The following is a 24,286-nucleotide window of genomic DNA, read 5'->3' as shown; positions in this document are numbered from 1 at the left end:
TATCATCTCCTATTAATCGGTCAATCTGGCACGGTAGCGAGCGGCTTTGGTCTGCTCATAGCGTTCTAGCTCGGCTCGCACCTTTTGGGCAAGGCTGCGTTCGTCCATGCCCTTATCTGCGTGAATATGAATGGTGAAGTTACTCGTTGTGTTCATGCTCTGGCTGCTGACTGCGTTTGCCATCATTGCGGGGGCTGATGACACAGGCTTAATGCTGACAGGCTTTGGAGTGGGGGTGGTCTGATATTTGGCGTAGGCACTGAGTCCTGACACACTGATGTCTAGCAGATGGCCAAGCAGGTGATTCTTGCCAAGTGCAGGGGCAACCATACGAACCAAGTCGCCTGCCACATCGTCCGAACCTGTCGCCCTACCGATGCCATCCATCGCCTTAGTGATTCGTGCGACATTCTCAGGGCTTGCCAGTCGCCCAACATTCGCCCGAAAGTTCTTCAACATCGGCACAAAGCGTCTACCCATGCCCACATCAAGACCTGCCACCACATTACGACCCACCGCCATCATTACACGGCTGGGGCTGTGCGTGTCTAGTCGCTTTCTTGATGCGTCTTCGACCACCGCTGCCATCTGAGCTGCCGTCTTACGAAGCACGCCAAGCCGTGAGTTCATGCCAGCGTCAAGTCCGTCCACAATGTCGGCACCGATGGCAAAAAATCTCCCCTTGATGCCGTTTAGGTAGGCAAGAATCGCATTCATGGCGGCTTGAATTTTTGCCAAAATCGGATTGCCGCTCATCGCAGAGCCAAGCTGTCGCCACTACTTGCCGAATGCGAGCAAAGCCAGCTCGTATGACATTCACGACCGCCATCATTCTGGCACTCACGACGGTCGCCATGACCGCCATGCCAGCACCGACCGCCACCGCAAGGGCTGAAAACACACTGGCGGTAATCGCAGGTAGCGTACTTAAAGATGCGGCAAAGACGGCAGGCACCCCAGCCATCGCCGCAGCGACAATCACAGGAATGCTGGCAAATGCCGACCCAATCACCGTAATGATGCCAATGACGCTGGCACTCACCACACCAATCAGACCAATAAAGGTAGCAGAGATAGTCGCAGCCGCTGTGGCAATCGCTATCAAGATGGCTTGCACCTTAGCGTTGATGGTTATGCCGATGTCAGCACCGCTGCTACCGCTAATCACATTGGTGACCGATGACCAGATTTCGCCCGCTTTGGTAGATAGTGTGGTTTTGGCGGTGTCAAATTTGGCTTTGGCAGACTCCCATATGCCGCCTGCTTTTTCGCTGATGGTGTTTTTGGCGGTCTCAAAACCATTCGCCAAAGACGACCAAAAGCCACCGCCATCGACGCCAGCCGTACCCCCTGCCGTGCCTGTTTCTGATTGCTTGGATTTAAACACACCCCAAAAATCATCCCACAGCTTAGCGGCTTTATCCTTCCACTCTTTGATTTTGGCGACCGCACCGTCAAATTTTGCCCACAAATCGGCAAAAATATCGCCAACGCTAATCTGACCACTAAATAGCCCAGAAATACTATCCCACAGCCATTTAAGCAGTCGCCATGTGGTTTGGATGGGTGTGGTTACGGCATTAAATACCGCTACCAAGCCGCTGCCAAATGCCTGCCCCAGACTTCTGGCACGACCTTCGCCCACTTGCGTGATGCTAAATAAATTTTTAAACCAATCAATCACAGGCGATATGGCACTACCAATCTCATTAAATGCCGAAATGAGCGGTGCTGCTTTAGTTTTGATGCCATCCCATACACCAGCAAGGAACGCCTTAATCGGATTCCAGTATTTATAGATGACAAATGCCAATCCTGCAATCGCTGCCACCGCCCATGTGATGGGATTGGTCAGTAGTGCCACGCCAAACGCCTTAATACCACCTACCGCTACCATCGCTGCCGCTTTTAGCATGATAAACGCCGTCTTCGCCCCTGCTATCATCGCTGGTAGGAGCTTTAAAGGGTTTAGCCAAACCACCAGCCTACCGAGCAGACCGCCGAAGCGTAGCAAGGATTTGGCTAGCGTGCCAAACAGCGAGCTAAATTTTGCAAGCAATGCCACAAGCTTGCCAAAGCTGCCAACAGCAAATGTTTTGATTGCCCCAAAGGCGGTTTTGAGTGATGACACAGGGCTTAATAAACCCTTAAAAATACCGCCCAAACTCAACGCACCAAAAGACGCTTTGGCAATCATCAAATTTAGCCAAGCAAATGGCATAACCAATAATGCCATCGCCCCAGCCACCGCTGTAACACCTGCCAAAATCGCCATCACCCCCACCGCTGCCATCGCCAGATATTTGGCAAGCTGTGGGTTTGCTGTCATCCACGCACTCACCCTATCTAAGATGGCAGAAAAGCCATCGGCAATCTTGCCCACCACAGGCAATAAATACTTACCAAAATCCTTGCCGAAATTTTGTAGCTTAACTTTGGCTCTCTCAAGCTGATGAGCGGTTGTTGATGTGGCTGAATTGTATTCCTCATCGACCGAACCGCCAACCTTATTTTTATCCTTAATATCAGCGGCGTATTGAGAAAACTTGGTGGGATCGTTCATCATTTGCGATAGCACTGGCAGAGCTTCATCGCCACTAATCATGGCAGCAAATGCCAAACGCTGCTCTTCTGGCAATTTGCCGAGCATTTGTAGATAATTTTCAATGGCTTTTTGTGGATCTTTGAGCATCTCCACCGCCATCTGCTCGGCAGTCGTCCCCAGCTCTTGCCATGCTTTTTGTTGGCTTTTAGTAGCGGATTTGCCCTTGGTGAGCGATTTGATGATATTCTTGATGCCTGTACTGGCACTTGATGCGTCAATGCCTGACAGACTCGCTGCCATCGCTGCAATTTGTTCGCCTGCAACACCTGCCGCCGCACCCACCGAACCTGAATATTGCACCACTTCTAGGATATATTTGGCGTTATTGGTAGAGTTGTTGCCCAGATAGTTGATTTGATCCGCCAGCCCCTGCACTTCGCTTTGAGACATCTTTAAAGTAGAGCGAAGTTCAGCGAGTGCTTGCCCCACATCAGATGCCGTCATGTCCCAAGCGATAGAAATTTTAGTCGCTGCTTCGGTGAATGCCAAAAGCTCTGTTTTGGCAATACCACCTTGAGCACCACCTGCCATGATGGCTGCCAAATCCCCAAAACTCTTACCCAGCCGATTTGACATCTGGGTAAGCTGTGCTTCAAACTGATGATATTCTTGGGTGACTTTGCCATCAACCTTTAAACCATCAACAACTTTGGCAACATCTGCCATAGATTTTTCGGCATCTATAGCGATTTTGACAGGTATTGCTAGGGCGGAACCACCAGTAATAAGTGCCTTTGATGTCCATCCTGCCACACCAGCTGCCTTATTGCTGATGCCTTTCATCTTGTCATAGTGATCTTGGGCTTTATTAAATTTCTCTAGCTGTGTTTGCTGTTTACTGATGGCAGTGGTGGTCGCCTCAATATCTTCTTTAAGTTTACGCTGAGCATCTGCCATGCTCATGCCACTCAAACCAGCATTATTAAGCTCTTGACGCATTTTTTTTAGAGCTGGTGTATTTTTATCAACAGTACCTTGAAGTTTTTTAGCTTCTTTTTCGATGGTCTTAAGCTGATTGGTAAGCTCTGGATTTTTTCCGCCTGCTGCCAGCTGCTGTTTTAGGGCTTCGGCGGTTTTTTTGTAGCTTTCTAGCTTTTTTTGGGCGTCGCTGGTTTCTTGTTTTAGCTTTTCAAAACTACTGACTTTTAATTGCATTTTGCTCAAAGATGCCAAATGCTTTTGGGTGTCTTTGATGCCATCATTGAGTTTTTTGGCGGCATTATTCATCTTGTCCAAGGCATTGCTTAGCTGGTCATTGCCTTTGATATTGACATTTAAAAATAAAACACTCATAATAGCTTAACCTTCGCTAAGATAAATAAATATGCAGGACAACAGTATGATTTTAGTTGAGATATTTCTTGGTATTCTTCGTTTTACCATCGCTCTCATTGGGATGCTTGTTGTTGGCATTATCCTATTTCCAATCTTTTGGTATGGTCTGCTTGCACTCTTTGAGATGTAAATCATCAGACATTACAAAAAGCCCCACCAATCGGCGGGGCTTTTTTTATATCGCTGGCTGATGGCGTTCTATCGCCAAAGCATTCCAATCCATCAGCTCATCGATGGTAAAATCAGCACAATCGGCAAGCGTCCAGCCGAACACCACTGCCAGATTGGCGACCACTTCTTCTACTCGTCTTGGGTAGCCGTGCTGTCCGCCGCCAAAAAACCAACCACTTCACCCACCAGATAGGTAAAATCAGCAATCTCCATGCGTTCTAGTGCTGGCTGCGGAATGCTTGGTGTGGTTACTCGTGGAATGAGCCGAAGCAGCTCTTCGGTTTCCATGTTGAACAGCTTGGTTAGGCTGATGCCTTTTAGGTGGCTGACAAAGGCTTTATTTACCGTGATGTCGGTGATGGTATTGTCGCCCAGCTTGACGCCGTGGGTTAGGGTGATTTGTTTGGTGTTACTCATAGGGTTTGTTTCCTTGTGTGATTAAAAAGTATGATAAAAAATTAAGCACCGATATTTTTACGATGTTCTGCCAGCATGTCTTTGCCGTTTACCATTTCGACCATGTTTGGGATGTCAATTTCAATGACTACCTTGCCATCGATGACGAGCTTATAATAGCTCCAGATGGTCTTGATGGTAACTTCGGTATCTTCGCCAGACTGCGCCGAACCCAAATCAATCTCTTCGTGGCGACCACGCACGACAATCTCCACCGCCGTGGTCTCACCTGTATCGTCCTGCTGATAAGAGCCTGCAAAACGCAAGCCCACACCTGCGACCGTCTGAGTGCCAAACTGTTCAAGGACAAGTTTATCAATGCCACCGAGTTTCCATTCCAGCTCACTGATGTCGTCTGATAAGCCCAAATCCACCTTCACAGCACCATTCATGCCGCCGCCACGCCAATCCTCAAACTTGCGTCCAAGTTTTGGCAAAGTAACCTCGCCTGTCTGACCAAGGTAGCTATTACCTTCATTAAACAGGTTCATCATCTTTAATTTTTTTGGTAGTGCCATATTAGCTCCTAAATAATGTCATCAAATTTACCAATTTGCGTTTTAAGCGTTTACACGACCTGCAAAATCCGCCAAATAGCTGTCAGTGATACGCTGACGCAAGGTTAGGTTTTCTAGTGGTGGTACGGGTGTGTAGTCATAGTCAATTTGCAGCTGACCGTCTTTTAAGGTCTCTTTGCTGTTAAGCTCTGGGTCATACCAGCACTGACCATCGATGATGTAGCCCTGAGCTTTTAGGTCACGGAATTTGGCATTGATGCCCTCAATGATGTCTCGAATCAGACTTGGGTGTAGTGGCTTATCCACCGCCCACAGGTGTGATTCTGCGATGGTATCTGCCAGCACTTGTGCGGTGCGAGTGTAGTTCTCAAAAGCAAACAGTGGGTCAGCAGTACAAGTACGAGACCCCCAAAAACGAAAGCCATCTCGTCCGATGAGTGTAGTAACTTCGTTTTCATTGAGATAACCTGCGTCTGTAGCTGATGATTGCAGCTGCCAAAATACATCTTTATCAATGCCTGTTACACTATTGACAGGCACATTCGAGATGGTCTTATGCCAGCCCTGCTCTTGGTCAATCTTGGCTCGCAGCCCCAGAGCATACGCTACCGCAGGGGCGGACACATTGGCATTGGTCTTGGTGTCCTATGCCAAGAAGTTGGGCCAGATGACCATCACTTCACGACCACCAAGCGTATCTCGGTAGGCTTTGGCTTCTTCTTTGGTGTTTGCTCCGTGTGCCGACACATAGGCAAAGGCTCTAAGTTGCTGAGCCAGTGCCACCAACGCAGTCGCCACCGCAGGTGTATCTAACCCCGGTGCCCCTAGAATGCGTGGTTTAACACCCAATTTGGCTTCTGCGGTCAGCAGAGCTTTCATGCCCGTGTATATGCCATCATCAGTCGCACCGATGATAGATGTCGCCTGTTCTGATTCATCTGATTTAGTAGGAACACGCACCACCACCGTTACCGCATTGGTTTGCTCGGCGATTGCTTGAAGTGCTTTTGCCAGAGTACCTTCTTTGCCTGCCTTACTAATGGCGGCTTGGACACTAGTAATGAGTACAGGCTTGTTTTCGGGGAAAAATACCGCATCGGCATCTTGAGCGGTAGCAACAAGACCAATGACAGCGGTTGAGACAGTACGAATGGGTCTAGTGCCACCGCTAAGCTCCAGTACCTTGACACCATGATGATAGTCAGACATATAAACTCCTATTGAGTAAGACATAAAATCAAAAACACCCCTAGCATAACCGCCCACGCCCAAAAAATCCTGCCACTTATGTTGTAAATCCCCCATCTACAACACGCCATACCCCACATCCACCCATCAGATGGGTAAGATAGAGCAAAATTTTTAATGAATTTGCCATGACTTACGACATCATCAGACGACTAGAAAATCTCATCCGTATCGGCACAGTAGCAAGTGTCGACCACACTACCGCCAGATGTGTGGTGGACTGTGTCGGTATCATAACTGCCCCACTGCCGTGGCTGACCACCAGAGCAGGCACAGACACCACCTGGGATGCTCCTACTGTCGGCGAGCAGGTGCTTGTCTTTGCCCCCAGTGGCGAGATGATGCAGGCGGTAGTACTGATGGGGGTATATCATGACGACAGACCAGCACCCAGCCAATCAGCCAGTGTTAAAACTAGGCACTTCGAAGATGGCTGTACCATCACCTATGACACACAGGCACACGCTTTATCAGCGATTTTGCCCGCAGGTGGCACGGCAACCATCAGTGCAGATGGTGGCATCACCATCAATGCTAAGGATGGTGCGACGATTAACGCATCTGGTGGAGTAACTATCAATGGCGACACCAAAGTCAATGGCTCAATTGAAGCCACAGGCGATGTTGTGGCAGGCAGTATTAGCCTACAAAAACACAAGCACCGTGAGCAAGGTGATGGTGCGATGACATCAGGAGCAATGTGATGATCAGTAGAGATGATGGCACGCAGCTGGACTACATACAAAGTATCAGCCAATCCATCGCTGACATCTTGACCACACCTATTGGCAGTCGCGTCATGCGTCGTGAGTATGGCTCGCTACTGCCTGATTTGGCGGATAGACCGATTGATGATGTACTGATTTTACAAGCGTATTCAGCGATTTATAGTGCCTTATTGCGGTGGGAAGATCGCATCATCATCGAGAGTATCGAGATTGAGTATATTACGCATGGCGTGCTTGACATTCGGCTAGACAGCCATTTGGCAGATATCAGCATTGATACGACGCTTGATGTGAATGTATCTTTGATTGGATGACATAAAGAGGTAATTATGAGTATAGATTTTAGTAGGTTAGCACAACCTCAGATGATAGAAAGTCTTAACCATGAAGCGATTTTGGCAGACAGAAAGGCAGCTCTCATCTCACGCTTTAATATTGATGAGCAGGACGGCATCCGTGCCATCTTAGACAGAGAGTCAGAACCTTTGACCAAGTTCGTTGAAGAAAACGCCTATCGTGAACTGGTGTTACGAAGTCGCATCAACACCGCTGCTCGTGCGTGTCTACTCGCCTACGCCACAGGCTCCGACCTAGACCACATCGCTGCTAATTTCAATGTCAAGCGACTCATCGCCACTCCTGCCACCAAAGACACTCCAGCAGTCTATGAATCCGATGATGTGTTTCGGCTGCGTGTGCAGCGAGCCTTTGACCGTCTGAGTGTGGCAGGTCCTGAATCGGCGTACAAATATCATTGCTTATCTGCCGATGGTCGTGTCGCTAATGTCTCAGTGGTTAGTCCATCCCCTGCGGTAGTGAATATCACCATTTTACAAGGCGATAGTGAGACAGGCGAAGCATCGAGAGAGCTTTTGGACATCGTAACAAAAGCAGTCAATGCTGAGAGCGTCCGCCCTATTGCTGACCGTGTTACCGTACAGTCTGCTCGCATCACCAATTACCAAATCCGTGCCAAACTTTACATCGGCAAAGACCCAGAAGCCGCCACCCTGCTTGCCAATGCCACCCAACGCATCAGCGACTACACCAAAGACAATAATAGACTGGGTCGCTCGGTGCGTCTGTCGGCACTCTATGCTTGCCTACACATTGACGGCGTGTCTCGTGTTGAGCTTATCGAGCCACGCACGGACATCATCTTAGATGCATCACAAGCAGGCTACTGCACGAACATTAATATCACCATTGGGGGCGTGGAGTGATTATGAACAGCAACGAATATTACAACTGGCTACAAAGATTTGAAAAACGCACGACAAGCGATGACACCTTCACACCGCCAGCGGTCTATGATGTGGTCTTAGATTATGTCAATGAACACATTTTAAACTTGGACGGCTTGATAGTAGAACGCCCATTTTATCCTAATGGCGATTATCAAGCGGCAGCCAAAAATTATGACGAAAATACGGTAGTCATTGACAATCCACCTTTTAGTATTTTGTCAAAAATCATAGATTTTTATATTAAAAATAATATCAAATTCTTTTTGTTTGCCCCTGCTTTGACGGTGTTTAGCCCAATGCAAAACTGTGATTATACTGCCATTATTGCCCCCTCTAAAATCACTTATGATAATGGGGCAGCGGTAGATACTTGTTTTGTTACTAATTTGCTAGGCGATGTGCGAGTGATGACCGCCCCAGTATTATACAACGCCCTAAGTTCATTGGAGAAAGAAAAGCCAAAATTACCAAAATACCAATATCCGCCCAATGTGCTGATGGTAAATAATTTAAATAAATTATGTAAGGCAGGGGTTGAATTTAGCGTGTCGGCTAATGAAAGTGTTTTTATTCGTAAGCTTGAAAGCCAAAAAGAGCATAAAAAAACATTGTTCGGTGGCGGTCTTTTGATCAGTAACGACAAAGCCAAAGAACTACAAGCCAAAGAACTACAAGCCAAAGATAATCAGATTGTTTGGCAATTGTCGGACAGAGAGCAAGAGATTGTTCAGAATCTAGGAGATATAGAGTGAGCCAACTATTACCGCCAAACAGCACTCAATTTGAACGCATCATCACCGATGTGTCGGCAGACAACACACGGCTAGATGTCAATATCAGCAGTCTATCACGCATCAATGATGCTCCTGATGATTTTTTGAGCTTTTTGGCGTGGCAGTATTCGGTGGATAGCTGGGATAACAACTGGCAACCATCTTTAAAAAGAGAGCTGATAAAAAGGTCATTTTATCGACATGAAATTAAGGGAACGATTGCTGCCATTAGGCAGATTTTGACTGATTTTGGCTATGAAGCCAAATTCATCGAGTGGTGGCAAAGCGAAGATGAGATGCCTGCTGGGTCTTTCAAACTGGAGCTATCTACCGCGGGCAATGAACTAAGTTACGCCATCTATCTTGAGCTTAACAGACTCATTAATGATGCTAAGCCTGTCAGTCGCCACCTGACCAACATGACCATCACACTCACCCCACGCTCAGATATTCATACCGCTGCTGCCTTACAGACAGGCGATGAAATCATCATCTACCCAAAAAAGGATAACGCATGAGTAACTATACCACGATCATCACCAATCACGGCAAAGCCCAAATCACTGCCGCCATCGCGAGCAACACCAGACTAAACATCACCCATCTGGCAGTCGGCGACGGTAATGGTTCTACACCAACTCCGAGTGCCAATCAAAGTCGACTGGTTGCAGAAAAGCACCGCCTGCCCGTCAATAGCGTCGAACGCCATAGCACTAATGACAACTGGATTGAGGTTGGTGTTGTCATCCCATCATCTTCTGGCGGCTATACTATGCGTGAAATTGGGCTATATGCTGGCAGCACACTTATCGCCGTTGGGTCATTTCCTGCAACCTACAAGCCCACCCAAGATGAGGGCGGTGCCCGTGAGATGTCAATTCGCATTATCCTAGCGGTCGAGAATGCATCTGTGGTCAATGTCGCCATGGACAGCTCCCTTGTCTATGTTACAAAAAAATGGGTGGATGATAACTTTGTGGGTTATGCTGAGGTGGTTGATAATCTCACCAGTACTGATGTCGATAAGCCTTTGTCCGCTAATATGGGCAAAAAACTCGGCGATGATAAAGCGGATAAATCCGTGGAAATTATTGCAGGCAATGGCTTAACAGGTGGTGGCAGTTTATCTAGTGATGCCAATATTGCTCTTGGTACACCCAGTAAGATTACTGCTGCCAGCACTAATACTGTATCAGCAAACACGCACAGTCATGAGATTGACAAAGCATCTGATTCTGTGGCAGGTATTGTTCAGCTATCCCATAAAACCAATGGTACAGACAAAACACTTGCGGTATCAGAATACGCATTAGGTCAGGCAGTTAATGCCCTAAACAAGAAATTAGATGTCGGCAGAAGTGCTCCCTCTGCTTATAAGCTGGCCAGGGCTGTAAGAATCAATGGTATTGAGTTTGACGGCACGCAAAACATCACAATTACTGACAATACTAAAGCCCCATTAAGCCACCGCCACACTTGGAACGAGATTGACGGAAAGCCAGCCGTCATTACAAATCCCACTCAGATTACCAGGGGTGATTTGGATAACTACAAAGAAATCGGGTTTTATTATTGCGAAGCCGATGCGTATGCACGAGACATTGCAAATACTCCGAGCAATCGTGCCTTTGCCCTTGAAGTTGTAAGAGCAGCTGGCGTTGTACAAATTTTTCGTAAGTATGAGACAGCCATTGTCTATATGCGTGCTTTTTATAGGAGATGGTCGCCTTGGAAACGCCTAGCCACCACCGAAGACAACGCTCCAACCGCCCGCACCCTTGCCATTACAGGCGATGGCACAGGGCAAGCCAGCTTTGATGGCTCAGCCAATGCCAATATCGCCCTAACCCTTGCAAACTCTGGCGTAACCGCAGGCTCTTATAACTCGGTTACGGTAGATGCCAAAGGACGAGTTACCGCAGGACTGACACAGACGCACGGACTTGTAACCGCCACTACCGCCACAGGCACGGCAAATCGTGCCACGACAAACCGCAACACATTCTTAAACATTGTGGCAAGTGGCGTAGGACAAACAGCGTCCGTTGGCTCATCCACCCAAATCACAGGCACGAATGGTATTACGGTATCAAGTGATGCAGCAGGTAAACTCATTGTTACTCGTGATAGTAACTCGCCAACGGCAACAAAGCTCCAAACCCCACGCACCATCAACGGTGTGGCATTTGACGGCACAAGAGACATTACCATTCCTTTTAATTTTAATGTGCAATCACTACGCTCTGATAATGGTTATTTGAAATTTCCAGATGGCACGATTATCCAATGGGTGTCAAAAAATGTCAGACTCCACAACTTAGATTCTTTGGAGCATACCTATACAATGCCAGTGCAGTTTCCCAATAAAGTGGTAAGCACAAACGCCTTTGTAGCCAAACCCAATATCTCTGCCAGTAGCTATATCGCAGATATTGTTTGGACACAACACAATTGGATACTCAAATGCATATTTAAAAAAGTAATAAACACAAGTACGACCACAGATGATTACACTCTCTTTATTTTAGCAATAGGATACTAACATGATAAAGTTTAGCCCAAGTAAGCAAACATTTTATGATACCAGTTTTGAATATCATGACTTACCTGATGATTTAGTAGAAATCTCAAAAGATGAACACACCAAGCTATTAGAACAAATCAATGATGGTTATCACATCTTAGCGGATTTATCTGCCATTAAACGACCATCTATTTATCATCAATATATCAATGGTAAGTGGGTGTTATCTATTGATAAAAACCAAGCACAGCAAGATGCATGGGAAGCCATCAAACAAAAACGCCACACCATCACTCGTGGCGGGGTTTATGTCAAATCGGTCAAAAAGTGGTTTCATACGGACGACAGCTCTCGCACGCAGTACTTGGCGTTGCAGATTTTGCCACAGCTACCGTCAGACCTTATGTGGAAAACGATGGATAACAGCTTTGTGCCGATGACCAAAGCACTTTTGACCGAGCTTGCGATGACGATTCTGCAAGCCGAACAAGCCGACTTTGCCAATGCTGAAAAGCACCGTTTGGCAATGTTGCAGGCACAAAATCCCTTGGAATACGATTATTCAAAGGGCTGGACAGCCATTTATGAACAAGGAGCAACCAATGAATAAAGTCTATCTGGCAAGCTACCACGGACGAGCCAGCAAGCTATCCCACCGCATCTGCGATGGTATCACCAAGTTTTTTACAAGGGGCAAATACAGCCATTGTGAGATTGCCATTGCCTTGCCTGACGGTCGTTATGAATGCTATACAAGTAGCTACCGCGATGGTGGTGTGCGATGTAAAGTGATGGATTTGCCGTCTGATAAATGGGAGCTAACACCATTATCCATCACACACGAGCAAGTAAAAGCCTATTTTAAGCACACCCAAGGAGCAGGCTATGACTTGTGGGGTGCATTGGGTGCGGTAGCACTATTTCACCAGTCGCAGGAGCGGTATTTTTGTAGTGAGTGGTGCTATAACGCCATCTTTGGTTCTGATAAGGGCTGGCGGTTTAGCCCCAGTGATTTATATGATTTGATTTTAGCAGGAGAACATCGGTGAATGATTTATACAACTATCTATCGGAGGTGTGGTTGCACACCAAGGTCGCCACCATGAGCTTTGTCATGGCGACACTGATGGCAGTATTTCGCACCAAAGCACAGCGTGGGCGTGTGGATTTATTAGAATCCATCATGTGCGGACTGTTCGCTATCGGCATCTGGTCGTTTTTGGACTGGTTCGGCATTCCACAGACGGCAAGTGTCGGCATTGCGTCCGCCATTGGCTACTTTGGCACGCATTGGCTGGCTGACTTTATCAAAAATTATCTGTCCAAAGGAGTTAAAAAATGACTTTTATCAAAGATAATGTCTTTCAATATTTATCCGTAAAACTACCGGCACTCGGGGCATTCATCATGCTGGTACTCATCCCCGCCCTGCAAGTGGCGGTAGATTATCAGATTATCCCCACCAAGTACCACGCCTTTATCACAGGTGGGGTAATGCTGGTCTTAACCATGCTGGGGCGTAAGATTTATCAACCAAGCCTACATACGCAAAGCGATGACGCACCATCAGTCAAAGAAACGGCGAAACAGGCGGTCAAGACAGCCGCCCACGATGCTGCCTATCGTGAGCTACACCGCCAAATGCTTAAAAAATCCAAACGCAGATAAGGAGATAATATGCAACTCACCAAAAACTTTACCCTAGCCGAGCTGACACGCTCAGACACTGCCACACGACTTAGGCTCAACAACACCCCAGACGAGCGAGCCACGACCAACCTACGCCAGTCAGCTCGTGGGCTATGGCAACCAGTCAGGGACATCTTGGGCGTGCCAATGCGTGTGAGCTCAGGCTATCGCTCACCCATGCTCAACCGTGCCATCGGTGGCAGCACCACATCGGCACACTGTTACGGGCTTGCGATTGACTTTACCGCCCCAGCCTTTGGCGACACTCGCAAAGTCGCCCGCTATCTGGTGGCAGAATTAAAGGAGCGTGGCATTAAATTTGACCAGCTAATCCTAGAATTCCCAGATTCGCCAAATTCATGGATTCATTTAGGCTACAAACACCCCAATGGGCGACAGCGTGGGCAAGTCTTGACCGCTGTCAAGCGTGGTGGTCGTACGGTGTATTTGAGTGGGCTTAGGTAATGGGAAATAAAAAACCACCGCTTGGTGGTTTTTTTATGCGTCTTTAAATGAGATTTTCTATATAATCAAGCACCGCCTCATCAATCATCTGCTTATCCTCGTCCGAGATACCCAAAAGCTGTCGCACAGGATAGGCGGCTGATGCACCAGTTTTGGCATTCACACGAGCCGTCAAGCCATATTGATGGACTTCGGCGACTTGTGCCATGCGTCCGACATAGCCCACGGTGAAGCCCTCGTCCATCTGCTCGGTTTTCATGTGGGCGGCGTTTTTGATGGTATTCATCATCTTGGCACGCACACGCTTTTTTTGCCCACGGCGTTTTTGCGGTTTTCTTGGCGTGTAGGCAGAGCCGTCCACATTCTTTTGGGCGGTGATACGCTTTTTTTGGTTGTTGCGGAGTTTCTGGGCGAGCGTCTTTTTGAGCTTTAACATTTGCCCATCAGACAACCCATCAATGATACGCTCCAGATGTTCTGGCAGGTAGGATAACTTGCTCATCTACTGATGTCCACCAGTGGCATTGTCAGCAGCCATTTTTCTTCTGGCATACCAGTCGGGAACTCTCCTAGCACCACCCCATCATTGGCATCGATGAGCCGTACTGTCTTTGCCGTCTCTGGGCGTGTATAGCTCGGCTCTGGTGGGTAGCTGATGACCGCCTTGCCGTCCGTTTCTTTGACGATGACTCGTTCGGTGAGTGGTAGCGTGATGGATAGGTCAACCTTGCGGTTATCCAAAATATCTGCCACAAATTTTACGCCATCTTTTGCCTTATCAAGATTTGCCATCAGCTCTGACTGATGTTCTCGCAGCCATGCGTAGAGTGCCACCGCCACCGCTGCCATGTCTTCGCTAAAGTCGGTGATGATGATATTGAGCGTGTAGCGATATTCAAACGATAAGCCGTTTGCAAGCGTATTGACCATCCGCCCTTCATCCACAAAAATCAGCAAGCGGTCAGGGTTTTTGGCAAGCTCTGGTAGGCTCGCCAGTAGATGGGTTCGAAGTTGATTGGGTTTTTTCATACAAATAAGCCTTGTTATTTATCGTTTATCAATATATAATAAATAAAACCGCAAAGGATAAATCATGGCAATCGTCAGCTTTAAGTGCAAAGACACGCAACTCTTATTTGAGACAGGCAACACACGAGTTTTTAGCAATTTTAAATCCGTTGCCGAACGCAAATTAAGAATGCTTAGCCAAGCCGTTTCATTGCAAGATTTACGCTCACCACCTGCCAATCATCTTGAAAAACTGGTGGGCGACCGAGAAGGTCAATATAGCATTCGCATTAACGACCAGTTCCGCATCTGCTTCATCTGGGGCGATGATGGCGTATCCGATGTTGAGATTGTGGACTACCACTAAACCTAAGGAGTATAACAATGATGTCCGACGGCATGAGACCCATTCACCCCGGTGAAATTCTGCGTGAAGAATATCTAATACCGCTCAATATGTCTGCCAATGCCCTAGCCAAGGCAATCGGTGTTACACCCGCACGCATTAACGACATTGTGCGTGAGCGGCGTGGTGTCAGTGCTGACACCGCCTTGCGATTGGCGACCTATTTTGGCTCTACTGCTCAGTTTTGGTTAAATCTGCAACAGTCCTATGACCTAAAAATCGCCGAGCAAACCGCCCAGCTAGACGATATTACGCCCTATGATTTTGGGCAGTTTAGCTATGCTTAACCAAGGCTTAGTCCATCGAGTCGGCGTAACTCTGCCAAAAACTTATAATCATAGCCCAGCTTTTGGTAGTCTTTGCCGTTGTATAGGGTAAATACCTTATCCCAGTCGCCTTTTTGCAGTGCGTCTAGTAGCCCTTTTTTGGTTTTGATGAATCGCACAAAGGCATCGAGCTGGTGGCTCTCGCTTGTCTGCATTTGCATCACAAAGTCATCGATGGATTCATAACCCAATGCCTGCCAGTTCTCGCCCATGATTTGGAACATACCCCAGCTTGCCGAGCTGCATGCACAGGCTTCATCGATGGTCTTGGCAAAATTCAGCCGTACATATTCAGACGCACCGCCTTGATAGCCGCCTGTCTTTGGACTTACAATGCTAGGGTGTGATTTGGCGTATTTGTCCGCATACCCCTTGCCGTGCTTGGCTTTTAGCAGGCGATAAAACACATGGCGTTCAAAGAGCATGGCAGGACGACGCCCATCAATAAAGCCTGCCCCACGGCTCTCAACACGGGCAAAGGCACGCACGACATTGACAGGCACACCAAGCTCATTGGCGGCTGTCTCATAGTCTGCCATAGACAACAGATGTATGGACGGTTCGCCATACAATGCCTGCCATGTCTTGATGCCGACCACACCATCTACCGCCAAGCCAGCCGACCGCTGAAATGCCATCACCGCCTTTTCGGTAGCACGCCCAAAATCACCATCAACGGCAAGTTTGGCACCATTTTCGTTCAGTTTGACTTGTAGCCGTTCGACTTGTTCGCCCTTGTTTCCGTATTTAAGTAGCTTCATGTTTTAGCTCCATAGTTGAATGGTTTGTTTGACAGGGTTGGTTGTGATAAGACTAGGCAAGATGACTTTTGTGCCAATGGGCAAGATGACATCTTCTTTGGCAAGGTGCGGATTGACCGCCAATATCTGCTCAACGACCGATTTGCCATAGTAGCGATGGCTGATGGCATCGATGCTGTCGTTTTGTATGCTATAAATAATGCGGTTCATATCAGCTCCACCACTGTCTGATTACGCCCCTGCATTTGTGCGATTGCCCACATTTTATTACGGCGATATTCATCAATGGTTGCTGACAGCTCGTAGGCTTTGTCATAGCCCTTGTTTGTCGTGTCGTAGTTGCGATATTTTTCGCACACTTTCGCCCCCACGCCGTTGGCAATGGCACTAAAGTACCAAATCTCATGCGATGGGCGACCATCGAGCCGTACTGTGGATAAGTCGGTCAATCGTTGTGCCTGACCTACCAATGGCATCAACAATCTTTGTACATCCAGCACCTCTTCTAAGATGAGCTGCTGCAAGCGAAAATCAGTCACCGAGCCATCGATACGTACAAAATCACGCACATCCGCCACGCTGATCGACGGAAAAAACTCCCCGCCACTAATATCTGATAAGGCTGTGGATAAGTCACCACCAGCAATCAAACTCATACACTCTCCCAAAAATACAAATAAAATCCGATGGGGTGTGATATTCCCTCATTCGGCGGCGAGCTGCACATAGATAGGTCATTTGCCATCATTTTTTCATAAAACACGGGAACGGCTGACCGACTTTAAGCAAGATAAATCAGCTTACGGCGTATCAGCAGACCCGTGTTAGTGCGAGGCACCCTGTTAAGCAGCGGCTAATTTTTTGGCTTGTGCCAAGTCTGACTTGCCGCCACATTTATCATGTAAAGACAGTGCCGCAGACAACGCATTGACTGCCAAATCTGCCCCTTTGCCTATTTCTTTGGCTTGCATCAAATAATGACGACCGATGGCAAGATATAGCTTGGCACGAACTTCATCTGGCATATCACGCGCTGTCTTTGATAGACTGTCGTCATTGAGCAATTCGTGCAATGACTCTAGGGTGTCAATCGCTGCTGATTCATCTTGCTTGAGTCTTTTAATCTCAATCTCAGCAATCTCTTCAACAACAACACAAGCCACGCAACGCTTAAAACTATCAGGCATGATGAGTTCATGTTGTAGTGCGTATCTAGCAATCTTAAGAGCGAAATCATAACGACGCAAATCGATACACCACACCATGATTGTCATCAGCACTTCGTCTTGTACGCCCCCACCTGACGACAACACCCCTTCACAATAAGGGATGTAGTCATCAATAAGTCTGGTCTTCAAATCATTTTTAAGCTCCAAACTCTGAAGCTGTTTTAGTCTGTGCTTATCATTGGCAAGATTGGCAAGCTTTAGCTCATAAGTCGTTGCATGTTGCATTTCGCCATAGACCGCCATTTTTTCGGCGGTTTGTTTGGCATTTTGGCGTTCAAAATGTGCCCTAGCAAGGTTCATACCACCCCCTTATGCCACGATTTCAATGTTCTCTGCCATAGCAGCCAACCCCAAATCTTCAATGAAATAGCCTTCATTGCTGGATTCATAGTTTTCAATCTGATCTCGTTTGGCGTTATCTACGATGGTTCGACGGCGTGCCCCTTCTTGGACATAGATGGACAAGTTGTCAAAAGTCGTTACCAAAATCGTGCCTTCTGGGAAAAACGGCACGGCATAAACAGGCAGATTACCCATGCGTTTTTGGGCGATGATGGTGTCGGCGGCTAGGCTTTCGCTGTTTGGCTGCTCTTTATTGACCAGTGGGAAATATTTATCCGCCACCATCTTGCGACTGGTAATCACCACCAAATCAGGGTTATTTTGATGCCATGGGTCAATCATCTCATCAACCAAATTCATCACCAGTGCGTCTAGGTTGTGATAGTCGCATTCTTCGGTTTTGCCGATTTTGATTTTTTGGCTGTCTTTGCCAGCTTTGAGCGTGCGAGACTCGTTCTCGGTGCGTTGGTGCTGTAACCAGCCGATATTGACATCTTGCAAAAGTTGATTGGTGCTAAAATCAGTCTCTTTGGCGACTTTAACGCCATTAAAGCCAATCATGATGCGATCTAGGGCTTGTCGCTTGACGATGACATCACGGAATTTGGCATAAAAATCAGGGAATTTCGCCCATTGATCGAGCTTGGCGTAGCTAATCGCTGTGTCAAAATTGGTCTTGGTGCATTCGTACTGGCGAGAATCCAGCATGGTCGGATCAATCGGCTGGCGGTCTTTTGCCTGCGTGTCAGTACGGCTGGCAATCGGACGGGTTACGCCAAGACCAATGCCCTGACCTTTCATTTCACGCACCAGATAAGTATTAATTTTGCTCAAAAAGTCGCTGGATTCTTGAATTTTGGTTTCTAAGGTCTGTTGTACAGATGGCTCAACTGTGAATTTTTCGTGAACCGAATTGACCTTATTGATGGCAGCTAGGCTCGCCATCGCTTGACTGAATAATACTCGTGTTTCGTTACGCATGATTTGCTCCTTAGCAGTCGATATGGGCGTTGGTAGTGCCTACCGCTGGCGGGCGGCTTGGGGTGATGACAATACTGTCAATCTGGGTGCTTAGCGTCTGCACTTGTTGTTTTAGCTCGCGGATCTCGTCAGACTTGGCGTCCAGCTGTTCTTTGAATTGCTGACACAATTCGTCAAGGCACTTGGTCAGATCAACGATTTCAACTTCATCTACCATCTCTTCTTGACCTTCCAAGTCGCCTTGCTCGTCTAGGTTGTCTTGGCTGTCTTTGTCGGTGAAAAACTGAGCGATACGCTCTACGATACTATCAGCCAATGACTTAGGCTCACTAAAATCAAAGTCCGTCAATACCGTCGCCGTGAACAGATTACCCTCTGACTGTTTGCAGTCAGCAAGGGGATTTTGCTTAGCATTAGCACAAAAGGTCAGCATTTCAGTGCCTAGGCTTGCTGGGCTGTCTGTGATCGCCAAGCCCACCAGATACGCCTTGCCAGTTTTGGCAAAGTTGGTGTCGATCTCCACCGATGTGTAGATTTTTTGGTTTTTGGCGTTTAAGACTTTGAGTTTGTCATTTGGCTTGATTTGGGCAAATAGCGCAAGCTTATCTTCGCCATTGACCGTGATAGTCTCGGCTTTGAGCGCCAGCACATCGCCATAAGCGCCAAAGTCGCCATCTGGCATAAAGCCACGCATATGCTCAACATTGATGCGTGCGCCATAGACGCTAGGATCGTAGCTTGCCGCCATTTGTTCGATCCATTCTCGCTGGATTTCTCGTCCGTCGGTCGTTTGCCCAGATACGGCAATGCGAAACCATTTCATGTGTCAATCTCCAAAAAAATCATAGACAGCAAAAGACTAACCCACCACCGCCAATAAAACAAACCGCCAATGTTGTAAAACCCATATCTACAACAAGCCACCCACCACGCACATGCTAATGACAGCTAAGATAAGGCAAATTTTATTTTGTTTGCTTTATGAGTAATTTGACCGACATTGCCAATCTTGAACTTGTTTTTGATAACCGCCTAAAAGCCAAATTTTTATCTTGGCTTGGTTGGCGTAATGCCGACATCGCAGAAGCTCTGGGCGAAAACGAAAACACCATTGCCAGCTGGAAGGCTCGTGATAAGTGGGATAAAGTGATGAGTGATAACAGGGTCGAACAAGCCCTACAAATACGGCTAATGACCCTTGTCATGAAAGACAAAAAAAACTCTGGCGACTATAAAGAGCTGTCCGAACTGTTTAAAAACTACAAAGAATTTGTGCGACTAGAACGCTACCGAGACGGTGGCAACGAAGCCGATTTAAACCCCAAAGTATCAGAACGGGGCAAAGCCAAAAAACGCAAAGCCAATACTTTTGATGATGAAGCGGCGGAAAAATTGGTGCTTGCCTTTGAAGAGTCGCTGTTTGACTATCAACGCACTTGGTATCAAGCAGGCGATGAGCGAACTCGTGTGATTCTAAAATCTCGACAAATCGGTGCGACTTGGTATTTTGCTCGTGAAGCTCTGGTGGACGCTGTGACCACAGGGCGAAACCAGATTTTTTTATCCGCCAGTAAAGCACAAGCCCATATTTTTAAAGAATACATCAAGCAGTTCGCCCACTCTGCCTGTGGCGTGGAGCTGTCAGGCGACCCGATCGTGCTGTCAAATGGGGCAAGTCTCAACTTCCTTGGCACGAACGCCCGCACTGCACAGGGTCATCATGGCAATTTTTATTTTGACGAATTTTTTTGGGTTTATGGCTTTGATGAATTAAACAAAGTCGCCTCAGGCATGGCAATGCACAAAAAATGGCGAAAAACTTACTTTTCCACGCCGTCCACCATGGCACACGAAGCCTACACCTTTTGGACAGGTTCACGATTTAACAAGGGCAAACCCAAAGACAAGCACCTTAATATTGATGTATCGCACAAAGCACTCAAAGACGGCAAACGCTGTGATGACAAACTCTGGCGGCAAGTGGTAACGATTATGGACGCACAAGCTGGCGGCTGTGATTTGTTTGATATTGATGAGCTTAGATTTGAATATTCAGCAACAGACTTTGCCAACCTTTTGATGTGCGAATTTGTCGATGACGGCGAGAGTATTTTTCCGCTCAATCTATTACAGCCGTGTATGGTGGACTCTTGGGAAATGTGGCGTGAAGATTTTCGCCCCTTACACAGTCGTCCTTTTGCCAATAAACCTGTGTGGGTGGGCTATGACCCTGCAGAGACTGGCGACAGTGCAGGGCTTGTGGTGGTCGCACCACCTGCCGTGGCAAATGGCAAATTTCGTGTGCTAGAACGCCAGCAGTTTAAGGGTATGGACTTTGCCGCTCAAGCAAACATCATCAAAGGCATTACCCAGCGTTACAACGTGCAGTACATTGGCATCGATCAGACAGGCATGGGAACGGGCGTGGCTCAATTGGTGCGGTCGTTTTTCCCAGCGGTTACGACTTTTAGCTACAGCCCAGAGGTCAAAACCCAACTTGTGTTAAAGACTTGGGATGTGATTAAAAACGGACGGCTAGAATTTGACGCAGGACATACCGACATCGCCCATAGCCTAATGAGCATCAAAAAGACGCTCACCGCAAGCCAACGGCAAATGACCTTTGTCGCCAGTCGTAATGATGACATCGGTCATGCTGATCTAGCTTGGGCGTTAATGCACGCTTTATATAACGAGCCTTTAGAGGGCAAAACCGAACAAACAACGAGTTTTATGGAGTTTTCTTAATGAATATCGACTTACATCAAGGCGACTGCTTGGATATTTTAAAACAAATTCCAGATGGCTCGGTGGATATGGTGCTGACCGATCCACCGTATGGCATCAATTATCAGTCGTCGCACAGATACAAGGTCAAGAAATTTGACAAAATCTTAAATGATGAAACGCCATTTACTCAATTTATCGCACATTTACCACGATTATTAAGCAAAGACGGTTGTGGCATGATTTTCACAAGATGGGATAAACAACAAATATTTATTGACGAGTTAAAATCCCTCGGCATCAATCCCAAAAACATCATCATTTGGGATAAGGTCGCACATGGCATGGGAGACCTAAAAAGAGCCTTTGGCTCAAGATATGAAAGCATTATTTTTTATTGCAATCATGGATTTAGGTTTAATGGCAAACGCCCAACCGATATTGTGCGTTTTAATCGCATAGGGGGGAGTTTAATACACCCAAATCAAAAACCGATTGAATTATTGCAATACTTAATAGAAAAATGCACCAGACCAAACGCAACCATTCTAGAATGCTTTATGGGTAGTGGATCAACAGGCGTGGCTTGCGTTGGTACGGGGCGAAACTTTATTGGCATTGAACTGGACGATCATTATTTTTCGGTCGCCAAAAATCGCATTAACAATCAACTTAACGAACAGGAAACATCATGACAAACCAACCCATCGCCTTTACCTTTGGCGAGCCTGTCGCCATGCACGACCGAGAAATTTTTGACTATGTAGAATGCTGGCACAACGGTCGCTGGTACGAACCGCCTGTGAATTTACACGGCTTGTCCAAAGCCTATAAATCCACCCCTTATCTGTCAAGCGGTATCATCTTTAAACGCAATTTTCTTGCCAATTTATTCGTCCCACACGCCAAATTAAGTCGCAAAGCCTTTGAACAAATCGCCCTAGACTTTATCTGGTGTGGTAATGCCTACCTTGAAGAGCTGACTGGTGTGCGTGGGCAGGTGGTAGGTTATCGCCCCACTCTTGCCAAATACACCAGAGCTGGCAAAGATGGGCGATTCTTTATGCTACATAGTGATGATTTGGGTTATCAAGAGCATGAATTTACTAGCCGAATCTGTCATATCAAAGAATGCGACATCAACCAAGAAATCTATGGTCAGCCTGAGTATTACGCTGCCCTACAGTCAGCATGGCTCAACGAATCAGCGACACTATTTCGCCGCAAATACTACAATAACGGCTCGCACGCAGGCTTTATCTTGTATGTCAATGACCCTGCACGACCCCAATGACATTGACGCACTCCGCCAAGCATTAAAAGACAGCAAAGGACCGGGCAATTTCCGCAATTTGTTTTTTTATAGTCCGAATGGCAAAAAGGACGGCATTCAAATTATCCCAGTGTCAGAAATCGCCGCCAAAGATGACTTCGGCACAATCAAGAACATCAGCCGTGACGATGTGCTGTCAGCGTTACGCATTCCACCACAACTACTGGGTATCGTACCAACCAACGCTGGCGGTTTTGGATCAATCCGCGATGCATCTGAAATGTTTTGGCGAAATGAAATCATGCCACTACAAGCTCGGCTGGAAATCATCAATGAATGGGCTGGGAATGAGATTGTGAGGTTTAGGGATTATGAGATTAAATCCGCCCTATCGCACACCTAATCATCAATTTTAGCAAGCATGGCAGCCCGAAGCACCTGATTCATCTCATCCTGCCAATGCTTTCCACGCTGCTGGTAATACTCAACAACATCAGCATCGATGGGTAGTGTGATGGTGATCTTTGCTGGGTCATGGCTTGATTGATGGGATAGTAGGTGCTTATCAAGCTGCATACCAGCAAATGCAAAGGCATCATGCCATTCGAGTCGCTCAGCCCGTTTTTTAAGATTTACATAGCGTTGCAGAGATTTCCAAGAAGCATGCAAAGTGATGGTCTGCAGCTGGGGTATGGTATAACCGTCTTCAGCATAGCGTGTGGCAGCTTCGTGCTGCAGGTCGTGAAATTTTAAATCGTCAATTTGTAAGATTTTACAGGCTCTTGCCCAGTATGATGAGATTGTCTGGGTATTTAACGGCAACAAAAGCTCTTCATTATAGCCCAGCATAAGCATTCTATTTCTCACCTTATCATCAAGCAAAAGCTCAATCACTGTCAGAGTATGCGTCTCTAGATGAGCATACTTATGATTGCCCTTAGAGCCGTCTGGATTTTTAACATCCCTGATTAGCCATTGATGATGATTGCGGTCAAAATCAGCCAAACGCATACTCGTCAGCTCGCCTTGCCGCCGCCCTGTATAAATGGCAAGCCACATGATGAGATGCATAGGAATTGTTTGGCGACCACGATACCAATCTTGATAGAAAAAGTTGGTCAAGAGCTGTAATTCATGCATGGTAGGCAGGCGGTCTCGCTCAGGTGCTTTGGTGATGATTCTGGATTTTTTTAACCCAAAGATCGCCTGTTTAAGCTCCATCTGCACTTGCGTGATTGGCTCATTCCAAACCATCATAGCATGGGTTAGTACCGCCGAGATATTATTCAAATCGTGTAGCACTGTTGAGGGTGATACCCCATCAATCATTTTAAAAACATCACCACGCCGACGAGAGATTGCAAAGTCAGCAAAGTCTTGTCTTGTTAGGTTTGCCACTGACTGTTTGGCAATGTCATAGCCAGCGATACGCAGCATATTTGCAGCATATTTGTCATTGAACTGGTCTTGGACT

30 protein-coding genes and 2 pseudogenes are annotated in these 24,286 nt (G+C 47.0%); 17 read left to right on the top strand and 15 right to left on the bottom strand.

The window, feature by feature from the left end; genetic code table 11:
* Positions 1–12 precede the first annotated feature (12 nt).
* Both L3D27_RS03955 and L3D27_RS03950 read right to left on the bottom strand, forming a co-directional pair.
* Positions 13–756: a hypothetical protein gene (locus L3D27_RS03955; protein ID WP_432481611.1), complete on the bottom strand. Its 744-nt coding sequence runs from the start codon at positions 754–756 to the stop codon at positions 13–15.
* Positions 638–3,898: a phage tail tape measure protein gene (locus L3D27_RS03950; RefSeq protein ID WP_432481610.1), complete on the bottom strand. Its 3,261-nt coding sequence runs from the start codon at positions 3,896–3,898 to the stop codon at positions 638–640. Before L3D27_RS03950 ends, L3D27_RS03955 begins: the two co-directional genes overlap by 119 nt.
* Before the next feature lie 31 nt (positions 3,899–3,929).
* On the opposite strand from L3D27_RS03950, the gene L3D27_RS03945 reads away from it, so the two are divergent.
* Complete coding sequence (locus tag L3D27_RS03945; protein ID WP_373627402.1) at positions 3,930–4,070, top strand: hypothetical protein; 141 nt, start codon at positions 3,930–3,932, stop codon at positions 4,068–4,070.
* Positions 4,071–4,115: 45 nt separating this feature from the next.
* Here the strand turns inward: L3D27_RS03945 and L3D27_RS03940 are convergent, their stop codons facing one another.
* From L3D27_RS03940 to L3D27_RS03925, 4 genes and pseudogenes are all read right to left on the bottom strand, one after another.
* Positions 4,116–4,235, bottom strand: a complete 120-nt coding sequence (locus L3D27_RS03940) for a GpE family phage tail protein (protein ID WP_373627403.1) — start codon at positions 4,233–4,235, stop codon at positions 4,116–4,118.
* Positions 4,236–4,240: 5 nt separating this feature from the next.
* A complete protein-coding gene (locus L3D27_RS03935; protein WP_432481609.1) occupies positions 4,241–4,528 on the bottom strand; it encodes a phage tail assembly protein in 288 nt (95 codons plus the stop codon).
* Between the two features lie 41 nt (positions 4,529–4,569).
* Positions 4,570–5,085 (bottom strand): phage major tail tube protein, encoded by a 516-nt coding sequence (locus tag L3D27_RS03930; RefSeq protein WP_432481608.1) that lies wholly within the window; start codon positions 5,083–5,085, stop codon positions 4,570–4,572.
* Positions 5,086–5,127: 42 nt separating this feature from the next.
* A pseudogene (locus L3D27_RS03925) lies at positions 5,128–6,294 on the bottom strand (phage tail sheath protein).
* 167 nt (positions 6,295–6,461) lie between these two features.
* Between L3D27_RS03925 and L3D27_RS03920 the strand changes: the two are divergent.
* The 11 genes from L3D27_RS03920 to L3D27_RS03870 are packed head-to-tail and all read left to right on the top strand — an operon-like array spanning position 6,462 to position 13,759.
* Entirely contained in the window at positions 6,462–7,037 is a 576-nt protein-coding gene (locus L3D27_RS03920) for a phage baseplate assembly protein V (RefSeq protein ID WP_432481607.1), read from the top strand.
* Positions 7,037–7,375: a GPW/gp25 family protein gene (locus L3D27_RS03915; RefSeq protein WP_373627429.1), complete on the top strand. Its 339-nt coding sequence runs from the start codon at positions 7,037–7,039 to the stop codon at positions 7,373–7,375. The genes L3D27_RS03920 and L3D27_RS03915 overlap by 1 nt, the downstream gene beginning before the upstream one ends.
* Before the next feature lie 15 nt (positions 7,376–7,390).
* Entirely contained in the window at positions 7,391–8,284 is an 894-nt protein-coding gene (locus L3D27_RS03910; RefSeq protein ID WP_432481606.1) for a baseplate assembly protein, read from the top strand.
* A 2-nt stretch (positions 8,285–8,286) separates the two neighbouring features.
* Positions 8,287–9,060, top strand: coding sequence for a hypothetical protein (locus L3D27_RS03905; protein ID WP_432481605.1), 774 nt, complete (start codon positions 8,287–8,289; stop codon positions 9,058–9,060).
* Complete coding sequence (locus tag L3D27_RS03900; protein ID WP_432481604.1) at positions 9,057–9,599, top strand: phage tail protein I; 543 nt, start codon at positions 9,057–9,059, stop codon at positions 9,597–9,599. The genes L3D27_RS03905 and L3D27_RS03900 overlap by 4 nt, the downstream gene beginning before the upstream one ends.
* The gene (locus L3D27_RS03895; RefSeq protein ID WP_432481603.1) at positions 9,596–11,623 is read left to right on the top strand and encodes a phage tail protein; all 2,028 of its coding nucleotides are present in this window, start codon (positions 9,596–9,598) and stop codon (positions 11,621–11,623) included. Before L3D27_RS03900 ends, L3D27_RS03895 begins: the two co-directional genes overlap by 4 nt.
* A 1-nt stretch (position 11,624) precedes the next feature.
* Complete coding sequence (locus L3D27_RS03890) at positions 11,625–12,215, top strand: DUF4376 domain-containing protein (protein ID WP_432480801.1); 591 nt, start codon at positions 11,625–11,627, stop codon at positions 12,213–12,215.
* Positions 12,208–12,654, top strand: coding sequence for an enoyl-CoA hydratase (locus tag L3D27_RS03885; RefSeq protein WP_432481602.1), 447 nt, complete (start codon positions 12,208–12,210; stop codon positions 12,652–12,654). Before L3D27_RS03890 ends, L3D27_RS03885 begins: the two co-directional genes overlap by 8 nt.
* Positions 12,651–12,947, top strand: a complete 297-nt coding sequence (locus L3D27_RS03880; protein ID WP_080946064.1) for a phage holin family protein — start codon at positions 12,651–12,653, stop codon at positions 12,945–12,947. Before L3D27_RS03885 ends, L3D27_RS03880 begins: the two co-directional genes overlap by 4 nt.
* Positions 12,944–13,273: a hypothetical protein gene (locus L3D27_RS03875; protein ID WP_432481601.1), complete on the top strand. Its 330-nt coding sequence runs from the start codon at positions 12,944–12,946 to the stop codon at positions 13,271–13,273. Before L3D27_RS03880 ends, L3D27_RS03875 begins: the two co-directional genes overlap by 4 nt.
* A gap of 9 nt (positions 13,274–13,282) precedes the next feature.
* Positions 13,283–13,759: a D-Ala-D-Ala carboxypeptidase family metallohydrolase gene (locus tag L3D27_RS03870; protein ID WP_432481600.1), complete on the top strand. Its 477-nt coding sequence runs from the start codon at positions 13,283–13,285 to the stop codon at positions 13,757–13,759.
* A 43-nt stretch (positions 13,760–13,802) separates the two neighbouring features.
* Here the strand turns inward: L3D27_RS03870 and L3D27_RS03865 are convergent, their stop codons facing one another.
* Together L3D27_RS03865 and L3D27_RS03860 are read right to left on the bottom strand one after the other, a co-directional pair.
* Positions 13,803–14,261 (bottom strand): phage virion morphogenesis protein, encoded by a 459-nt coding sequence (locus L3D27_RS03865; protein ID WP_432481599.1) that lies wholly within the window; start codon positions 14,259–14,261, stop codon positions 13,803–13,805.
* Positions 14,258–14,788, bottom strand: a complete 531-nt coding sequence (locus tag L3D27_RS03860; RefSeq protein ID WP_432481598.1) for a phage tail protein — start codon at positions 14,786–14,788, stop codon at positions 14,258–14,260. The genes L3D27_RS03865 and L3D27_RS03860 overlap by 4 nt, the downstream gene beginning before the upstream one ends.
* A 64-nt stretch (positions 14,789–14,852) precedes the next feature.
* Between L3D27_RS03860 and L3D27_RS03855 the strand changes: the two genes are divergently transcribed.
* Together L3D27_RS03855 and L3D27_RS03850 are read left to right on the top strand one after the other, a co-directional pair.
* Positions 14,853–15,134, top strand: coding sequence for a type II toxin-antitoxin system RelE/ParE family toxin (locus tag L3D27_RS03855; RefSeq protein ID WP_373628916.1), 282 nt, complete (start codon positions 14,853–14,855; stop codon positions 15,132–15,134).
* 17 nt (positions 15,135–15,151) lie between these two features.
* On the top strand, positions 15,152–15,460 hold the full coding sequence (locus tag L3D27_RS03850; RefSeq protein ID WP_373630525.1) for a HigA family addiction module antitoxin: 309 nt from the start codon (positions 15,152–15,154) through the stop codon (positions 15,458–15,460).
* On the opposite strand, the gene L3D27_RS03845 is transcribed toward L3D27_RS03850, so the two are convergent.
* The 6 genes from L3D27_RS03845 to L3D27_RS03820 all read right to left on the bottom strand — a co-directional run bounded on the left by L3D27_RS03845 (position 15,457) and on the right by L3D27_RS03820 (position 19,635).
* Positions 15,457–16,260: an N-acetylmuramidase domain-containing protein gene (locus L3D27_RS03845; RefSeq protein ID WP_432481597.1), complete on the bottom strand. Its 804-nt coding sequence runs from the start codon at positions 16,258–16,260 to the stop codon at positions 15,457–15,459. The two genes, L3D27_RS03850 and L3D27_RS03845, sit on opposite strands and share 4 nt — an antisense overlap.
* A 3-nt stretch (positions 16,261–16,263) precedes the next feature.
* A complete protein-coding gene (locus L3D27_RS03840) occupies positions 16,264–16,470 on the bottom strand; it encodes a tail protein X (protein ID WP_284673105.1) in 207 nt (68 codons plus the stop codon).
* Positions 16,467–16,916, bottom strand: coding sequence for a head completion/stabilization protein (locus L3D27_RS03835; protein ID WP_284673106.1), 450 nt, complete (start codon positions 16,914–16,916; stop codon positions 16,467–16,469). The genes L3D27_RS03840 and L3D27_RS03835 overlap by 4 nt, the downstream gene beginning before the upstream one ends.
* A 186-nt stretch (positions 16,917–17,102) precedes the next feature.
* Positions 17,103–17,789: a phage terminase small subunit gene (gene gpM, locus L3D27_RS03830; RefSeq protein WP_432481596.1), complete on the bottom strand. Its 687-nt coding sequence runs from the start codon at positions 17,787–17,789 to the stop codon at positions 17,103–17,105.
* A gap of 9 nt (positions 17,790–17,798) precedes the next feature.
* Positions 17,799–18,812, bottom strand: a complete 1,014-nt coding sequence (locus L3D27_RS03825) for a phage major capsid protein, P2 family (protein WP_432481595.1) — start codon at positions 18,810–18,812, stop codon at positions 17,799–17,801.
* A 10-nt stretch (positions 18,813–18,822) separates the two neighbouring features.
* Complete coding sequence (locus L3D27_RS03820; RefSeq protein WP_432481594.1) at positions 18,823–19,635, bottom strand: GPO family capsid scaffolding protein; 813 nt, start codon at positions 19,633–19,635, stop codon at positions 18,823–18,825.
* A gap of 158 nt (positions 19,636–19,793) precedes the next feature.
* On the opposite strand from L3D27_RS03820, the gene L3D27_RS03815 reads away from it, so the two are divergent.
* From L3D27_RS03815 to L3D27_RS03805, 3 genes and pseudogenes are all read left to right on the top strand, one after another.
* Positions 19,794–21,560 (top strand): terminase large subunit domain-containing protein, encoded by a 1,767-nt coding sequence (locus L3D27_RS03815; RefSeq protein ID WP_432481593.1) that lies wholly within the window; start codon positions 19,794–19,796, stop codon positions 21,558–21,560.
* Entirely contained in the window at positions 21,560–22,234 is a 675-nt protein-coding gene (locus tag L3D27_RS03810) for a DNA-methyltransferase (protein WP_432481592.1), read from the top strand. Before L3D27_RS03815 ends, L3D27_RS03810 begins: the two co-directional genes overlap by 1 nt.
* A pseudogene (locus L3D27_RS03805) lies at positions 22,231–23,215 on the top strand (phage portal protein). The gene L3D27_RS03810 and the pseudogene L3D27_RS03805 overlap by 4 nt, the downstream one beginning before the upstream one ends.
* On the opposite strand, the gene L3D27_RS03800 reads toward L3D27_RS03805, so the two are convergent.
* Complete coding sequence (locus L3D27_RS03800) at positions 23,212–24,249, bottom strand: tyrosine-type recombinase/integrase (protein ID WP_432481591.1); 1,038 nt, start codon at positions 24,247–24,249, stop codon at positions 23,212–23,214. The pseudogene L3D27_RS03805 and the gene L3D27_RS03800 sit on opposite strands and share 4 nt — an antisense overlap.
* Between the last annotated feature and the right edge of the window lie 37 nt (positions 24,250–24,286).

Origin of the sequence: Moraxella sp. ZY200743 (assembly GCF_050885545.1) — a bacterium.
In the GTDB taxonomy this organism is placed as follows: Bacteria; Pseudomonadota; Gammaproteobacteria; order Pseudomonadales; family Moraxellaceae; genus Moraxella; species Moraxella haemolytica.
Note: the sequence above shows the minus strand (reverse complement) of the source record. Positions and strands in the feature narration are given on the sequence as shown.

Coding starts and splice junctions, on each gene's coding strand:
- L3D27_RS03850 (WP_373630525.1), top strand. CDS start 15,152: ATGATGTCCGACGGCATGAGACCCATTCACCCCGGTGAAATTCTGCGT.
- L3D27_RS03815 (WP_432481593.1), top strand. CDS start 19,794: ATGAGTAATTTGACCGACATTGCCAATCTTGAACTTGTTTTTGATAAC.
- L3D27_RS03915 (WP_373627429.1), top strand. CDS start 7,037: ATGATCAGTAGAGATGATGGCACGCAGCTGGACTACATACAAAGTATC.
- L3D27_RS03905 (WP_432481605.1), top strand. CDS start 8,287: ATGAACAGCAACGAATATTACAACTGGCTACAAAGATTTGAAAAACGC.
- L3D27_RS03865 (WP_432481599.1), bottom strand. CDS start 14,261: ATGAGCAAGTTATCCTACCTGCCAGAACATCTGGAGCGTATCATTGAT.
- L3D27_RS03920 (WP_432481607.1), top strand. CDS start 6,462: ATGACTTACGACATCATCAGACGACTAGAAAATCTCATCCGTATCGGC.
- L3D27_RS03955 (WP_432481611.1), bottom strand. CDS start 756: ATGAGCGGCAATCCGATTTTGGCAAAAATTCAAGCCGCCATGAATGCG.
- L3D27_RS03870 (WP_432481600.1), top strand. CDS start 13,283: ATGCAACTCACCAAAAACTTTACCCTAGCCGAGCTGACACGCTCAGAC.
- L3D27_RS03930 (WP_432481608.1), bottom strand. CDS start 5,085: ATGGCACTACCAAAAAAATTAAAGATGATGAACCTGTTTAATGAAGGT.
- L3D27_RS03875 (WP_432481601.1), top strand. CDS start 12,944: ATGACTTTTATCAAAGATAATGTCTTTCAATATTTATCCGTAAAACTA.
- L3D27_RS03890 (WP_432480801.1), top strand. CDS start 11,625: ATGATAAAGTTTAGCCCAAGTAAGCAAACATTTTATGATACCAGTTTT.
- L3D27_RS03910 (WP_432481606.1), top strand. CDS start 7,391: ATGAGTATAGATTTTAGTAGGTTAGCACAACCTCAGATGATAGAAAGT.
- L3D27_RS03860 (WP_432481598.1), bottom strand. CDS start 14,788: ATGAAAAAACCCAATCAACTTCGAACCCATCTACTGGCGAGCCTACCA.
- L3D27_RS03945 (WP_373627402.1), top strand. CDS start 3,930: ATGCAGGACAACAGTATGATTTTAGTTGAGATATTTCTTGGTATTCTT.
- L3D27_RS03855 (WP_373628916.1), top strand. CDS start 14,853: ATGGCAATCGTCAGCTTTAAGTGCAAAGACACGCAACTCTTATTTGAG.
- L3D27_RS03825 (WP_432481595.1), bottom strand. CDS start 18,812: ATGCGTAACGAAACACGAGTATTATTCAGTCAAGCGATGGCGAGCCTA.
- L3D27_RS03820 (WP_432481594.1), bottom strand. CDS start 19,635: ATGAAATGGTTTCGCATTGCCGTATCTGGGCAAACGACCGACGGACGA.
- L3D27_RS03810 (WP_432481592.1), top strand. CDS start 21,560: ATGAATATCGACTTACATCAAGGCGACTGCTTGGATATTTTAAAACAA.
- L3D27_RS03950 (WP_432481610.1), bottom strand. CDS start 3,898: ATGAGTGTTTTATTTTTAAATGTCAATATCAAAGGCAATGACCAGCTA.
- L3D27_RS03840 (WP_284673105.1), bottom strand. CDS start 16,470: ATGAACCGCATTATTTATAGCATACAAAACGACAGCATCGATGCCATC.
- L3D27_RS03885 (WP_432481602.1), top strand. CDS start 12,208: ATGAATAAAGTCTATCTGGCAAGCTACCACGGACGAGCCAGCAAGCTA.
- L3D27_RS03895 (WP_432481603.1), top strand. CDS start 9,596: ATGAGTAACTATACCACGATCATCACCAATCACGGCAAAGCCCAAATC.
- L3D27_RS03845 (WP_432481597.1), bottom strand. CDS start 16,260: ATGAAGCTACTTAAATACGGAAACAAGGGCGAACAAGTCGAACGGCTA.
- L3D27_RS03800 (WP_432481591.1), bottom strand. CDS start 24,249: ATGCTGCGTATCGCTGGCTATGACATTGCCAAACAGTCAGTGGCAAAC.
- gpM (WP_432481596.1), bottom strand. CDS start 17,789: ATGAACCTTGCTAGGGCACATTTTGAACGCCAAAATGCCAAACAAACC.
- L3D27_RS03935 (WP_432481609.1), bottom strand. CDS start 4,528: ATGAGTAACACCAAACAAATCACCCTAACCCACGGCGTCAAGCTGGGC.
- L3D27_RS03835 (WP_284673106.1), bottom strand. CDS start 16,916: ATGAGTTTGATTGCTGGTGGTGACTTATCCACAGCCTTATCAGATATT.